Source organism: Micromonospora sp. B006, from assembly GCF_003408515.1.
Lineage (GTDB): Bacteria > Actinomycetota > Actinomycetes > Mycobacteriales > Micromonosporaceae > Micromonospora > Micromonospora echinospora_A.
In genome coordinates, this window is record NZ_CP030865.1 from 4,652,045 (window position 1) to 4,665,176 (window position 13,132).

At 72.7% G+C, this 13,132-nt stretch carries 13 protein-coding genes and 1 pseudogene; 6 read left to right on the forward strand and 8 right to left on the reverse strand.

The genetic code is table 11. The features are described 5' to 3' along the window. Positions 1 to 31: 31 nt before the first annotated feature. Entirely contained in the window at positions 32 to 1,288 is a 1,257-nt protein-coding gene (locus MicB006_RS20840; protein WP_116508350.1) for an erythromycin esterase family protein, read from the reverse strand. 139 nt (positions 1,289 to 1,427) lie between these two features. On the opposite strand from MicB006_RS20840, the gene MicB006_RS20845 reads away from it, so the two are divergent. Continuing rightward, entirely contained in the window at positions 1,428 to 1,625 is a 198-nt protein-coding gene (locus tag MicB006_RS20845; RefSeq protein WP_116508352.1) for a DUF2795 domain-containing protein, read from the forward strand. A 59-nt stretch (positions 1,626 to 1,684) separates the two neighbouring features. On the opposite strand, the gene MicB006_RS20850 is transcribed toward MicB006_RS20845, so the two are convergent. Then, positions 1,685 to 2,581, reverse strand: coding sequence for a Gfo/Idh/MocA family protein (locus MicB006_RS20850; protein WP_116508354.1), 897 nt, complete (start codon positions 2,579 to 2,581; stop codon positions 1,685 to 1,687). A 131-nt stretch (positions 2,582 to 2,712) separates the two neighbouring features. On the opposite strand from MicB006_RS20850, the gene MicB006_RS20855 reads away from it, so the two are divergent. Then, complete coding sequence (locus MicB006_RS20855; RefSeq protein ID WP_083664740.1) at positions 2,713 to 3,126, forward strand: hypothetical protein; 414 nt, start codon at positions 2,713 to 2,715, stop codon at positions 3,124 to 3,126. After that, positions 3,119 to 3,594 (forward strand): annotated as a pseudogene (locus tag MicB006_RS20860) (hypothetical protein). The gene MicB006_RS20855 and the pseudogene MicB006_RS20860 overlap by 8 nt, the downstream one beginning before the upstream one ends. Here the strand turns inward: MicB006_RS20860 and fabG are convergent. Together fabG and MicB006_RS20870 are read right to left on the reverse strand one after the other, a co-directional pair. Then, on the reverse strand, positions 3,567 to 4,325 hold the full coding sequence (gene fabG, locus MicB006_RS20865) for a 3-oxoacyl-ACP reductase FabG (protein WP_116508358.1): 759 nt from the start codon (positions 4,323 to 4,325) through the stop codon (positions 3,567 to 3,569). The pseudogene MicB006_RS20860 and the gene fabG sit on opposite strands and share 28 nt — an antisense overlap. Before the next feature lie 60 nt (positions 4,326 to 4,385). Then, positions 4,386 to 6,038 (reverse strand): alpha-amylase family protein, encoded by a 1,653-nt coding sequence (locus MicB006_RS20870; RefSeq protein WP_116508359.1) that lies wholly within the window; start codon positions 6,036 to 6,038, stop codon positions 4,386 to 4,388. A 53-nt stretch (positions 6,039 to 6,091) separates the two neighbouring features. Between MicB006_RS20870 and MicB006_RS20875 the strand changes: the two genes are divergently transcribed. Continuing rightward, complete coding sequence (locus tag MicB006_RS20875; protein WP_116508361.1) at positions 6,092 to 6,685, forward strand: DUF1349 domain-containing protein; 594 nt, start codon at positions 6,092 to 6,094, stop codon at positions 6,683 to 6,685. Between the two features lie 70 nt (positions 6,686 to 6,755). After that, positions 6,756 to 7,418 carry a DedA family protein gene (locus MicB006_RS20880; RefSeq protein ID WP_116508362.1) on the forward strand — a complete coding sequence of 221 codons (663 nt, stop codon included), beginning with the start codon at positions 6,756 to 6,758 and terminating at the stop codon, positions 7,416 to 7,418. 13 nt (positions 7,419 to 7,431) lie between these two features. On the opposite strand, the gene MicB006_RS20885 is transcribed toward MicB006_RS20880, so the two are convergent. From MicB006_RS20885 to MicB006_RS20900, 4 genes are all read right to left on the reverse strand, one after another. Next, on the reverse strand, positions 7,432 to 8,997 hold the full coding sequence (locus tag MicB006_RS20885) for a cellulose binding domain-containing protein (RefSeq protein ID WP_116508364.1): 1,566 nt from the start codon (positions 8,995 to 8,997) through the stop codon (positions 7,432 to 7,434). Positions 8,998 to 9,137: 140 nt separating this feature from the next. Then, complete coding sequence (locus MicB006_RS20890; protein ID WP_116508366.1) at positions 9,138 to 10,562, reverse strand: carbohydrate-binding protein; 1,425 nt, start codon at positions 10,560 to 10,562, stop codon at positions 9,138 to 9,140. A 76-nt stretch (positions 10,563 to 10,638) separates the two neighbouring features. Then, a complete protein-coding gene (locus MicB006_RS20895; RefSeq protein WP_116508368.1) occupies positions 10,639 to 11,385 on the reverse strand; it encodes a membrane protein insertase YidC in 747 nt (248 codons plus the stop codon). 133 nt (positions 11,386 to 11,518) lie between these two features. After that, the gene (locus MicB006_RS20900) at positions 11,519 to 11,794 is read right to left on the reverse strand and encodes a DUF6412 domain-containing protein (protein ID WP_116511667.1); all 276 of its coding nucleotides are present in this window, start codon (positions 11,792 to 11,794) and stop codon (positions 11,519 to 11,521) included. 185 nt (positions 11,795 to 11,979) lie between these two features. Here MicB006_RS20900 and MicB006_RS20905 point away from each other — a divergent pair, with 185 nt between their 5' ends. Further along, the gene (locus tag MicB006_RS20905; protein ID WP_116508370.1) at positions 11,980 to 13,128 is read left to right on the forward strand and encodes a glutamate--cysteine ligase; all 1,149 of its coding nucleotides are present in this window, start codon (positions 11,980 to 11,982) and stop codon (positions 13,126 to 13,128) included. Positions 13,129 to 13,132 lie beyond the last annotated feature (4 nt).

A 13,132-nucleotide genomic window follows, 5' to 3' on the forward strand; every position in this document is an offset into this window, starting at 1 on the left:
ACCGGGTGGGGTCCGACGGGGCCCCACCCGGTCACACGCCCGCCGGGTACGTCTCCATCTCACCCGGCGTCACGTGCGTCGGCAGCGGGTGCAGCGCCGTGGTCTCGTCGCACCAGACGAGCGCGTCGTAGCGCTCGCCGAGCCGGGTCGGCACGTAGTTGCCCCAGGACTCGAAGCTCGGGTCGTACACCACCCCGATGGCCCGGTGGTCCGCCTCGCCGGTCACCCACTCCGGCTGGTCGTCGCCGCCGAACACCAGCACCGCCCGCTCCGGCATCAGCTCGTGCAGCCGGTGCTCCACCGAGCCCTCCCGGGCCGGCGGCACCACCATCGCCTCGGCCGGGGAACCCCAGCGGGGTGCGGCGATCACGCTGCCGCGCCAGCTGCCGAAGCCGACGAGCGCCACCGCGTCCCGGCCGTGCCGTTCCCGGCCGAGCTGCCCGATGTTGACCATCCCGTCCGCCGCCATGTCGGTGGCCCGGGCGTCGCCGACGTGCGTGTTGTGCGCCCACACGATGCCCCGCGAGCCCGGCCCGTACCGGTCGAGCAGCCGGTCGAGCGTGTCGGCCATGTGGATGTCCCGGACGTTCCACGACTCGGGGCCGCCGCCGACCATGGCCCGGTAGTACCGCTCCGCGCCGGCCACCACCTCCGCGTTCTGCCAGGCCGAGAAGCGGTCCGGGCCGTCCGCGGCGGCCTGTTCCCGGGTACGCGCCAGCAGCCGGACCACCTCCTCCTCGCACCGGGCGGAGACGAACCGGCTGGCCATGCCGTACTCCTCGACGCGCTTGCCGTACGGCTCGAAGCAGCGGTACGCCTCCTGGGCGGCCTCCAGCGAGGCCGGATCCTCCTCGCCCAGGTAGTCGAAGATGGCCTGCATCGACTCCCAGAGGGAGTACACGTCCAGCCCGTGGAAGCCGGCCCGCTCTCCCTCCGGGCGTTCCAGGTTCCACGCCCGCAACCAGCGGCAGAAGCGGGCCACCTCGGCGTTCGCCCACATCCACGTGGGCCAGCGTTCGAACCGTTCCAGTGCGGCCAGCGGATCGGCCGACCCTCCGGGGGCGCCCACCACCGACCGGTGCACCCGGTCGCAGTCCGGCCAGTCCCCCTCCACCGCCACGAAGTCGAAACCCTGTTCGGCGATGAGCCGCCGGGTCAACTGCTCCCGCAGCCGGTAGTAGTCGTAGCTGCCGTGCGTCGCCTCACCGATCATCACCACGCGGGCGTCCCGCACGCGGTCCAGCAAGGGGTCGAAGTCGCTCGGCGCGCCGAGCCGCTGTACCAGCATGTTCGCGGCTACCCGGGGCCCGCCGCAGCAAACCGCCGCCACCGAGTCCGACGGCGGGCGTACGGCGGCGGGCGTGCGGCGGACGCGGCCCGGTCCCGGCTGCGGGCATGGTGCCGGGCTCAGTGGGTAGCCGGGCGGCATGACCGTCACCGGCGCGCAGTTGCGGGAGTTCCTGGCCGGGCTGGACTACCCGGTCTCCCGGGAGGACCTGGTCCGCTGGGGCCAGGAGAACGGTGCCAGCACCGAGGCGCTGCAGGCGCTGCGGTCCCTGCCGGCCGAGGAGTTCCAGTCCCCCACCGAACTGGGCGAGGCGCTCGTCACGCTCGCCGGCGCCTGACCGGCAGGTGTTAAGAAGGGGCCCCTCCTCTACCGGAGGCGTTAATAAGGGGCCCTTCCTTACAGCTCGACGGTGCGGCCCTGCGCGCGGGCGGTCTGCGCGGCGTCCAGCACCGCCACCACCTCGCGGCCGAACCGCACGTCGCAGCGGTGGTCGCGGGTGCCCGCGTCGACCTCCTCCAGCAACTGGTCGAGCGCGGCGCCGAACGCCTGGAGCACGCTGCCGTCGCCGGGCGGGACGCTCTCGGTGCCGTTCTCGCCGAAGAAGACGAAGTCCCGGGTGACCGCCTCGGACGGCGCGTCCAGGGTGAGCGACAGCGAGCTGGTCGCGCCGCCGTCGTGGGTGAGCAGCAGGTGCACCAGACCGCTCGGGCCGTCCATCGCGGCGACCCGGGTGACCCGGCCGAGCACCGGCAGGATCAGCGACAACGCGTGCGGGCCGATGTCCCAGAGCGCGCCGCGCTCCCGCCGCCAGGTCGAGTCGCCGTACGGGTTCCCGGGCTGGAAGATCGACGCGAACATGGTGGCGCGGGCGTGCTGCCAGCCGCCGGCCGCCGCGGTCGAGGCGAGGAACCCGGTGACGTTCGGGTGGAAGCGCTGGGTGAAGAAGACCACCGAGGCGACACCGGACGCCTGGGCCGCGTCGACCACCCGGTCGGCGTCGGCGAGGTCAAGCGCCAGCGGCTTGTCCAGCAGCAGGTGCCGCCCGGCGGTGGCGGCGCGGACGGCGATATCGGCCTGCACGTCCGGCGGGAGCGCCACGGCGATCGCGTCGCAGGCGTCGATCAGCGCGTCGACGTCGGTGAACGCCGGTACGCCGTGCCGGGTGGCCAGTTCCTCCGCCTTGGCGGGGTTGCGCCCCCACACCCCCGCGAGCCGGGCCCGCGGATGCGCCTCGATGGCCGCCGCGTGCGTCTGCGCCGCCCAGTAACCCGTGCCGAACAACCCGAACCGCACCCGGACCCCCTGCCGTCGACGTCCGCCACCGGCGCACGCCGGGACCGTGATCCACGCTAGTCCTCCCGCCCGTCCGGCGCGCCTCGACCCGGCGGGCGGGCAGCTACTACACCGGTTAGTAGGCTGTGCCGGTGAACGACACTGTGTCGACGACCGCCGCGGCGGCCGCCGGATCCCCGGTGGACGGGCCGCTCGCCACGGTCGCGATCGTGATCTCGCTGGCGGTCGCGCTCTGGGCCCTGGTGGCTGCGGTACGCCACCGGCCGCCAGACCGGATCCAGTTCGTCGGCCTGGCCGTGCTGGAGGTGGCGCTGCTCGCGCTGACCGTGGTCGCGCTCGTCGCGCTCGGCGGCGGGGAGCGTCCGGGCGAGCCCGGCGCGTTCTTCGGCTACCTGGCGACGCTCGTCTGCCTGCCGCCGCTGGCCTGGGTGCTGGCCCGGATGGAGCCGACCCGCTGGGGTTCGGGCATCGTGTGCGCGATCTGCCTGGTCACGCCCGTGGTGGCGGTACGGCTCCAGCAGACCTGGGAGGCAGTCGGTGGCTGAGACCACGACCGAGCAACGCGCCACCAACCGCGGTCCGGGCCGGCTGCTGATCGCTGTCTACATCGTCTTCGCCATCGCCGCGACCTCGCGGGCCGGCTTGCAGATCGCCACGAAGTTCGACGAGGCGCCGGTGGCGTACCTGCTGTCCGCGGTGGCGGCGCTGATCTACATCGTGGCGGCGGTCGGGCTGGCCCGGGCCGGGCACGCCGGCCGCCGGGTCGCGCTGGCCTGCTGCGCCGTCGAACTGGTCGGGGTGCTCGGCGTCGGCGTGCTGAGCCTCGCCGACAAGGAGCTGTTCCCGGACGAGACGGTCTGGTCCGGCTTCGGCAGCGGCTACGGCTACGTGCCGCTGGTGCTGCCGGTGCTCGGCCTGTTCTGGCTCTGGCGCACGCGGCGCGACCCCGCCTGAGGGGGATCGCGCCGGGAAGGGCCGGGCCCGGTCAGTCCTTCGGGCCGCCGGCGACGTAGATGACCTGGCCGGACACGAAGGACGCGCCCTCGCTGGCCAGGAACGAGATGGTGTGCGCGACGTCCTCCGGGCGGCCGGGGCGGCGTACCGGGATCTCGGCGGCGGCGTGCTTCTTGAGATCGTCGAAGTCGACCTTCATCCGGGCCGCGGTGGCGGCGGTCATGTCGGTGACGATGAAGCCCGGCGCGACCGCGTTGACTGTGACCCCGAACGGGCCCAGCTCGATCGCGAGCGTCTTGGTGAAGCCCTGGAGGCCGGCCTTGGCGGCCGAGTAGTTCGCCTGGCCCCGGTTGCCCAGGGCGGAGGTGCTGGACAGGTTGACGATCCGGCCCCACTTCGCCTCGACCATGTGCTTCTGGGCCGCCTGGCTGAACAGGAACGCCCCGCGCAGGTGCACGCCCATGACCGTGTCCCAGTCGCCCTCGGTCATCTTGAACAGCAGGTTGTCCCGCAGCACACCCGCGTTGTTGACGAGCACGGTCGGGGCGCCCAGTTCGGCGGCGATCCGCTCCACGGCGGCCTCGACCTGGGCCCGGTCGGACACGTCGGCGCCGACGCCGAGCGCCCGGCCGCCGGCCGAGCCGATGGCGTCCACCGTCTCCTTGGTGGCGGACTCGTCGATGTCGACCACGGCGACGGCCATGCCGTCGGCCGCCAGCCGGCGGGCGGTCGCCGCCCCGATGCCGCGCGCGGCTCCGGTCACGATGGCGACGCGGGGCTCCTCCGACATGCTTACCTCCCGGTAACTTGTGGCTCGATCGAAGGAGCTTAACCCGCCGGTACGCCTCCCCTACCGCTCGTGGCCCCGGCAGAGCCGGATCCACCGGTAGCCGTACCCGCCGAGCTTGAGCCGGTCGAGCTTGCCCACGTCCTCGTAGTTGCGGTCGCTCAGCACGTCGATGGGCAGGTCCGCCTCCGGCGCCAGCGTGCTCAGGTCCACCTCGACGTCTTCAGTGCCGAGGTTGTGCAGGAAGACCATCGTCGCGGTACGCCCGTCGGCGCGGTGCGCGAGCACGCCCGGCGGCATCGCCACGTCGATGTGGGTGGTGCTGCCCGAGCCGGTCTCCGGTGCTTCCCGCAGCGTCCGGATCATCCGCTCGAACCAGCCGAGCAGCGACCGCGGGTCCTTGCGCTGGGCGGTGACGTTGACCTTCTGGTAGCCGTACTCGCCCTTGTCGATGACCGGGCGGACCAGCTTCTCCGGCTCGGCGGTGGAGAAGCCGGCGTTGTCGGCGTAGGACCACTGCATCGGGGTACGGATCGCGTCGCGTCCGTCCAGCGACAGGTCCTCCCCCATGCCGATCTCCTCGCCGTAGCGCAGCACCGGCGTGCCCCGCAGCGAGAACTGGAGCGAGTACGCCAGCTCGATGTGCCGGCGGTCGTTGCCGAGCATGGGCGCCAGCCGGCGGCGGATGCCCCGGCCGTAGAGCTGCATGTTCTCGTCCGGCCCGAACTTCGCCAGCACGTCGTTGCGCTGGTCGGCGGTGAGCCGGGACAGGTCGATCTCGTCGTGGTTGCGCAGGAACGTCGCCCACTGGCCGCCGGTGGGCAGCTTCGGGGTGTCGCGCAGCGCCTCGATGATCACCTCCGGGTCCTCCCGGGCCAGGGCGAGCATCAGCCGGCCGTTGAGCATGAAGTCGAAGAGCATGTGGATCCGGTTGCCCGAGCCGCTGCCGTCGCCGAAGTAGACGGGCAGCTCGTCCGGCTCGACGTTCGCCTCGGCCAGCAGGACCGCGTCGCCGCGCCGCCACTGCACGTGCTGCCGGAGGTCGGTGATGAAGTCGAAGTCCTTCGGCGAGTTCGGGTTGCCCGGCTCGGTGCGCTCGATGATGAACGGCACCGCGTCCATCCGGAAGCCGGCGACGCCGAGCTGGAGCCAGAACGACGTGATCTTCTTGATCTCCGCGCGGACCTTCGGATTCTCGATGTTCAGGTCCGGCTGGAACTTGTAGAAGCGGTGGTAGAACCACGCCTTGGCGGTCCGGTCGTAGGTCCACGTCTCGTGCTGCTCGCCCGGGAAGACCATGCCCTGGTGGCGGTCGGCCGGCTCGTGGTCGGCCCAGACGTACCAGTCCCGGTACGGCGAGTCGGGCGAGGACCGGGCGGACTGGAACCACGGGTGCTGGTCCGAGGTGTGGTTGACCACCAGATCGATGATCACCCGGATGCCCCTGTTGCTCGCCTGGTGCAGCAGTTCGGCGAAGTCGCCGAGCGTGCCCAGCCGCGGGTCGACGTTGTAGAAGTCGGTCGCGTCGTACCCGTCGTCCTCGTTCGGCGAGGGATGGATCGGGTTCAGCCAGAGACACGTCACCCCGAGCCGGGCCAGGTAGTCCAGGCGCCCGATCAGGCCCTGGAAGTCACCCACCCCGTCGCCGTCGGAGTCCGCGAAAGTGTCGACGTCGAGGCAGTAGACGACCGCCTCCTGATACCACCTGTCACCCATGCGAGGACTACTTCTCCGAACGCGCGCGGCGGCAAACCCGGTACGGTGCCGGGATGAGCGAGGAGGCGTACGACTGGTCCGCCGGCACCTGGCTGAACCCGCCCGAGCGGGCCGAGCCGGACGGTCGCGGCCTGCTTGTCGAGCCGCGCGGCGGCAGCGACTTCTGGCGGCGCACCAGCTACGGCTTCGTGCACGACGACGGCTCGGCGTTGCTCGCTCCGTTCGGCGTGGACACCGCCGTGGAGGTGTCGTTCCGGCTCGACTACTCCGTCCAGTTCGACCAGGCCGGCGTGCTGGTGCGGGTGGACGAGCGGCGGTGGGCCAAGGCCGGGGTCGAGGTGAGCGACGGCGTCCCGCAGGTCGGCGCCGTGGTCACCGACGAGTTCTCCGACTGGTCGGTGGCGCCGGTGCCGCAGTGGTCCGGCCGGGAGGTGACGGTCCGGGTGAGCCGGGCCGGCGACGCGCTGACCGTCCGGGCCCGGTGCGACGACGAGCCGTGGCGGCTGGTCCGCGTCGCGCCGCTCGACCCGGCGGCGCAGGCGTCGGCCGGGCCGTACTGCTGCTCGCCCAGCCGGGGCGGCCTGCTGGTCCGCTTCACCGGCTGGCGGCGGGGTCCGGCGGACGCCGCGCTGCACCCGGAGGGCTGAGTCACAGGTGTGGCGGCCGCCTGTCCGGGTAACACCTTCGGATCTCCGGCTCTCGCGTGGAAGGACCGACATGGCCCTGGCCCAGGACGTCGACCCGAACCAGTTCACCGGGCTGACCGGCTGGGTGGCGAGTGTGATCGACTCGCTCGGCGCGGTCGGGGTGGCGTTCCTGGTGGCGCTGGAGAGCATCATCCCGCCGATCCCGAGCGAGATCGTGCTGGCGATGGCCGGCTACCTGGCCGCCGAGGGCCGGTTCAACCTTGTGCTCATCGTGGTCGCCGCGACTGTCGGCTCGCTGGTCGGCGCGCTGGTGCTCTACTGGCTCGGCGCGGCGCTCGGCGAGGAGCGGCTCAAGCGCTGGCTGGACCACATTCCGCTGGTCGACCTGGAGGATCTGGAGAAGGCCGACCGCTGGTTCGAGCGGCACGGCCGGTGGGCGGTGCTGATCGGCCGGGTGGTGCCGGTGGTCCGCAGCCTGGTGTCGATCCCGGCCGGCGCGAACCGGATGCCGCTCGGCGAGTTCGTCCTGCTCACCACGCTCGGCAGCGGAGTGTGGAATGCCCTGATCGTCGGCGCCGGCTACGTCCTCGGCTCGCGGTGGGAGGACGTCGACAGGTACAGCCAGTGGTTCAACTACGCGATCTTCGCCGTCTTCGGTTTCATGATCGTGAGCTGGGCGGTGAAGAAGGTGCGCCGGCGGCGCGCCCGGCAGTCGGTGACCACCGGGCGCTGACCGCGGCGCGGGTTCAGAAGCCGGCGGTGATGCCGGTGAACTCCCAGGTGTTCTGCGCGATGCCGGAGCAGTTGGCGACCACGCCGCCACCCGGGCAGGGCCGGTCCCGGTTGACCGACCAGAACGTGAACCGCGCCAGGCCGCGCGCCTTGGCCCAGTCGCGGATCTGCGTCCAGGTGGCCGGCGAGGTCAGTTCCTGCTGGTCGGAGAGGCCGTTCATGCCGGACAGGCCCATGTGCGCGTACGCGGTGGCGTCCGACCAGCCGAACGCGTTCTTCAGCGCGGTCTTCAGGCCCTCGGCCGCGTTCACCGTGTTCTGGTACATGTTCGCGCCGCCGCCGAAGTCGAACGGCATGATGGTGAACACGTCGATCCCGGCGCCCTTGGCCGCCGCCTGGTTGATCAGCCGGGTGCCGTAGTAGGACGGCCCGGTGGTCGAGGTGCCGAACGTGATGATCGTCTTGATCCCCGGGTTGTTCTGCTTGACGATCTTCAGGGCGTCCAGGATGCGGTCCTGCACCACCTCGTTCTCGAACTCGTCGCTGTTCTCGATGTCGATGTCGATGGCCTTCAGCCCGTACGCGTTGATGACCTGCTGGTACGCGCCGGCCAGCGCGGCGGCGGTCAAGCAGTTCGGGCCGAGCTTGTTGCCGCTCCAGCCGCCGAAGGACGGGATGACGTCGCCGCCGGCCGCCTTGATCGCGGCGATGGTGGCGGCGTGCGTGCCGCCGGTCAGCGGGCCGTTGCCGTCCCAGGCCGGGGTGCAGCCGCCGCCGGAGAGCACGAACGCGATGGTGAACCACTTGATCCCGGTCGCGCCCATGACCGTGGACGGCGCGGGCGGGTCGCCCCAGCCCGGGTAGAGGTAGGGCGCGGCGGCCATCGCGCCCCCGCCGCCACCGGTGCAGCCGCTGGTGGTGGCCGCGACCGCCGCCGACTTCGCCGACTCGCCGCTGCCGTTGTACGCGGTCACCGTGTAGCTGTGCCCGCTGCACGCGGCCAGCCCGGAGACGGTGGCCGACGTGCCGGTGACGGTGGCCTTGACCGTGCTGCCCTCGTACACCCGGTATCCGGTGACGGTGCCGGAGACCGCGTTCCAGGCGAGCGAGACCGACGACGCGGTGGTGCCGGTGACCCGCAGCCCGCCCGGCGTGGCCGGTGCGCCCGGGTTGCCGGGGTTGCCGCCGCCGGCGCAGGAGGCGCCGTTGACTGTGCAGTTCACCGGATCGCCGGTGCCGCTGACGACGAAGCCGAAGCTGGTGCTGGCGCCGGGGGCGAGCGCACCGTTCCAGGACTGGTTGACGGCGGTGACGTGCTGGCCGGAGGTGGTGAGGCGGGCGTCCCAGAACGAGCCGAGCGTGCTGCCGGACGGCAGGTCGAACTGGACGTTCCACGAGGAGATGGCGGCGGAGCTGTCGTTGGTGACTGTGAACCGGGCCTCGTACCCGCTGCTCCAGCTGGAGGTGCGGACGAAGGCCGCGGTGGCGGCGGAGGCGGGCGGCGCGGCCAGCAGGGCACCGGCGACCACGGCGGTGGTCAGCGCGGCGGCGAGCGTCGCCAGGCGGGGGCGGAGTCTCACGGCGTCCTCCAGGGGACGGGCGGGGGTGGAGAGGGATTCACAACCGTCGACGTGCGCCTATTATTAAGAGTGTTAACTGTTTCTGTCCAGCACCGGTTCGACGCGACCCGGGCCGGAGCCCGGGTCGCGTCCCGACCGGGCTAGCGGCGGAAGGTGAACCAGTTGACGTTGACGAAGTCGGACGGCTGGCCGCTGCTGAACGTCAGGTAGACGGTATGCCGGCCGGTCACCGTGCTGACGTTGCCCGGCACCGAGCGCCAGGTCTGCCAGCCGCCGGTGTTGCCGACCGCGAAACTGCCGATCGGCGGCGCGGTCGGGCTGTCCACCCGGACCTCCACCAGCCCGCTCACGCCGGACGCCGCGCCGGAGGCCACCCGGGCCACGAAGTCGCGCGGCGGCGTGGAGCCGAAGTCGACGTTGTCGTAGCGGGCCCAGTCGCCGTTGGCGAGCCAGCCGATGTCCTGCCCACCCTCGGCGCACGTCTCCACCTCCACGCCGTTCTGCGCGTTGAACGACTCGGCCTGGATCGTCGAGTACGCGTCGCGCACCCCGCCCGGCGGCGGTGTGGTCGGCGTCGGCGACGGGTTGCTCCCGCCACCGCGGGTGTAGACGGCCACGTAGTCGACGAGCATCGACCGGCCCGACACGGTCGACGCGGTGGGCGTCGCCGATCCGGCCACGCCGTCCGGGAAGCCGCCGCCCATCGCCACGTTGAGCAGCAGGAAGTAGCCGGCGTGGTTGGTCATCTGACTCCAGTACGGCTCACCGATCTGGTTCTGCCCGACGGTGTGGAAGAGCTGGCCGTCGACGTACCAGCGCAGTTGCTGCGGGCTGACCGAGGCGTCCCACTCGAACCGGTAGGTGTGGAACGCCGACTGGCAGGTGCTGCCCGGGCAGGCCCGGGACGCGCCGATGCCGTTGAACTCCCCGCACGGGCCGCCCGGCGCGACGCCGCAGTGCAGCACGCCCCAGACCGAGTTGATCCCGTTGACGTTCTCCATCACGTCGAACTCGCCGATGCCCGGCCAGTTCTGGTAGTTGCCCCGGTACGGCGAGCCGAGCGCCCAGAACGCCGGCCAGTACCCGGACGCCGCCGTGCCTGTGACGTTCGGCATCTGGATCCGGCCCTCCAGGGCCAGCACGCCGCCCGACGGCGCCTTGAAGTTCGAACGCACCGTCTCGATCCGGGCCGAGGTCCAGCGGCCGGCCGAGTCGCGCAGCGGCGTGATGCGCAGGTTGCCCGAGCCGTCGTGGGCCAGATTGGCGGTGCTGGACGTGTAGGTCTGGATCTCACCGGTGCCCCAGTTGGCCGGTCCGCCCGGGTAGCTGGTGCCGGTGTCGATGATCCAGTTGGCGGACGAGGGCAGCGTGCCGGCCGAGCCGGTGAAGTCGTCGCTCCACACCAGGCTCCAGCCGGACGGAGTCGGCGGCACCGCCGCCTGGGCGGTCATCGAGACGCCCGCGAGCGCGGTGGTGAGCGCCAGCACGCCCGCGGCCAGGGCGAGGCGGCGGCGTGATCGGGGCACGGTGGCGGAGGCGGCCGGAGCCGCCGGGATCGGGTTCATTCGGGGTGCCTCTCTGCGGGGACGGGTCCGGGAGAGCGCTCTCTGACGCGATTTCTACGCCCCGCCCCCGCACTTGTCAACGCTTGTCGATGGCTGCCGCCGGCTGCGGGCGACGCAGCACCACCTGCTCCAGCGCGGTCCACGCCGTGGTGGTGACCAGATAGAGCACGGCCGCCAGCGGCACCACGAGCGCCACCAGCACCGTGCCGTACGGCAGCAGCGGCAGCAGTCGCCCGAGCACCGCCGCGCCCGGACCCTCGGCAGGCGTCCCGGCCACCGTGCCGGTGGCGGCCGCCGCCCGGCGCATCCGCCGTGACGACCACCAGGCCAGCGCGAGCAGCGCGGCCAGCAGCACCCCGAACACCAGCGGCACCGGGCCGGACAGGCCGTCGCCGAGGTGCCACCCCAGCGGTACGCCGGCGAGCCGCTCCCCCAGCAGCTGCGGCGCCCCGTCACCGGTGGCGAACACGCGGTACATGACCAGGAAGAACGGCGCCTGCAACAGCGCCGGCAGGCAGCCCGCGACCGGACTGGCCCCGGCGTTGCGGTAGAGCGCGAACACCTCGCTCTGCAGGCGGGCCGGATCGTCGGCGTACCGGCGCTGGAGTTCCCGTACCTCGGGGGCGAGCGCGGTGCGACGCCGCTCCCCGCGGACCTGGGCCACTGTCAGCGGCGAGATCAGCAGCCGGACGGCGGCGGTGAACAGGACGATGGCGGCGGCTGTCGCGGCACCGCCGGTGAGCGGGGCCAGCACGTCGGCGAGCCAGGTGACGACGGTGGCCGCGGCCGAGGCCGCGGAGTGCAACGGTGCGAAGGCGAGCATGGGTGGACCCCTCGGTGACGATTCCGGGTGTCCCGGGCGGCGACGTGCCGCGTGGCGGGACGGATGACGACGGAATCGGCCGCGAAAGCCGGGCACAGGTGCCGGCGACCCGCCGACGCGGATCGGAAGGTGGCTACGCGGCCGAGGGGCGCAGGCCGGGCGCGCGGGGGCGCGGACGCCCCGGCGCGTTCGGGTCGACCTGCCGGGGCACCCCGCGACGGCGGGCGCGGGCCCGCAGCGCGGCGGCGAACCGGGTGCCGGGCGGCGCGGGCAGCGCGCGGACCCGCAACGCGAGCAGGGTGGCCAGCAGCAGCGCGGCGGCGACGGCCGCGCTGGCGAGCAGCCCGGCCGGCCGGTCCGCGAACAGGGCGAGCGCGTACGCCCACGTCCCCGTCAGCACCGCCAGCATCGCCGCCACGCGACCACGGTAGCCCGCCGTGTCACGCCCTGCTGCCCTGCGCGCACACCGGCGGCGCGTGGCCCGAACGGGCGAACCGGCGCCGACACGCCGTCCGGCGCGTTTCCCGGCACGGACACGGTGGGTAACAGGGCCTCGACCACGCGGCACGGTGCCGTGGGCGGTCCGGAGAGACGGTGGTGACGATGAGCGGCTCAGTGGCGGAGCGGGAACGGAGCGCCGAGACCGGCGGGACCGACCTGCTGACAGTCGGCGTCGAGGAGGAGTTCCTGCTCGCCGACCCGCACACCGGGACCGCCGTACCCGCCGTCGACCTGGTGATGGAGCAGGTTCCGGCCGAGCTACGGGGTCAGGTGGAGCGCGAGTTCCAGACCAGCCAGATCGAGATCGGCAGCCCGCCCGGGCTCGAACTCTCCTCGATCCGGCACTCGCTGTCGATGCTGCGCGCCGAGCTGGCCGACGCGGCCGAGCGGGCCGGCGTACGGCTGCTCGCGATCGGCACCGGACCGGTCGACGGGCCGGTGCCGCCGGTGGTGGACAAGCCCCGCTTCGACCGGATGATCGAGCGGTTCCGGCTGCTGGTGCCCGGCCCCGGCAACAACGGCATGCACGTGCACGTCGGCATCCCGGACCCGGACACCGGCGTGCAGGTGCTCAACCACGTCCGGCCGTGGCTGCCGATCCTGCAAGCGGTCACCGCGAACTCCCCGTTCTCCCGCAGCGAGGACACCGGGTACGCGAGCTGGCGCTCGGTCGAGTGGGAACGCTGGCCGTCGGTCGCGCCCACCCCGTACCTGGAGTCGCACGAGCACTACGAGCGGCTGATCCGGCAGCTCATCGCCAGCGGCGTGATGCTGGACGAGGGGATGCTCTACTGGTACGCCCGGCTCTCCGCCAAGTACCCCACCGTGGAGATCAGGATCGGCGACGTCTGCCCGACAGTGGACGACGCGGTGCTCGTCGCCGCGCTGGTCCGCGCGCTCGTGGCGACCGCGCTCACCGACATCGCCGCCGGCCGGCCGGCCGTCAACACCGACCACCACCTGCTCGTCGCGGCGCACTGGCGGGCCGCCCACGACGGGCTGGAGGGCGAGGGCGTCGACCTGACCGACGGTGAGCTGCGCCCGGCCTGGGAGCTGCTGGACCGGCTGGTCGACCGGCTGCGCCCGGAACTGGAGCGGCACGGCGACCTGGACCGGGTGACCGACCTGCTGGGCGGGCTGCGCCGGCACGGCAGCGGCGCGGCCCGGCAGCGGGCGGTGTTCGCGCGTACCGGACGGCTCGTCGACGTGGTCACGGACGTGGCACGCCAGACCCATGGCTGAGCGG

Bases quoted from the DNA above. Each gene is read 5' to 3' on its own strand.
- MicB006_RS20840 (WP_116508350.1), bottom strand. From the start codon at position 1,288: ATGCTGGTACAGCGGCTCGGCGCGCCGAGCGACTTCGACCCCTTGCTG.
- MicB006_RS20845 (WP_116508352.1), top strand. From the start codon at position 1,428: ATGACCGTCACCGGCGCGCAGTTGCGGGAGTTCCTGGCCGGGCTGGAC.
- fabG (WP_116508358.1), bottom strand. From the start codon at position 4,325: ATGTCGGAGGAGCCCCGCGTCGCCATCGTGACCGGAGCCGCGCGCGGC.
- MicB006_RS20870 (WP_116508359.1), bottom strand. From the start codon at position 6,038: ATGGGTGACAGGTGGTATCAGGAGGCGGTCGTCTACTGCCTCGACGTC.
- MicB006_RS20875 (WP_116508361.1), top strand. From the start codon at position 6,092: ATGAGCGAGGAGGCGTACGACTGGTCCGCCGGCACCTGGCTGAACCCG.
- MicB006_RS20880 (WP_116508362.1), top strand. From the start codon at position 6,756: ATGGCCCTGGCCCAGGACGTCGACCCGAACCAGTTCACCGGGCTGACC.
- MicB006_RS20890 (WP_116508366.1), bottom strand. From the start codon at position 10,562: ATGAACCCGATCCCGGCGGCTCCGGCCGCCTCCGCCACCGTGCCCCGA.
- MicB006_RS20895 (WP_116508368.1), bottom strand. From the start codon at position 11,385: ATGCTCGCCTTCGCACCGTTGCACTCCGCGGCCTCGGCCGCGGCCACC.
- MicB006_RS20900 (WP_116511667.1), bottom strand. From the start codon at position 11,794: ATGCTGGCGGTGCTGACGGGGACGTGGGCGTACGCGCTCGCCCTGTTC.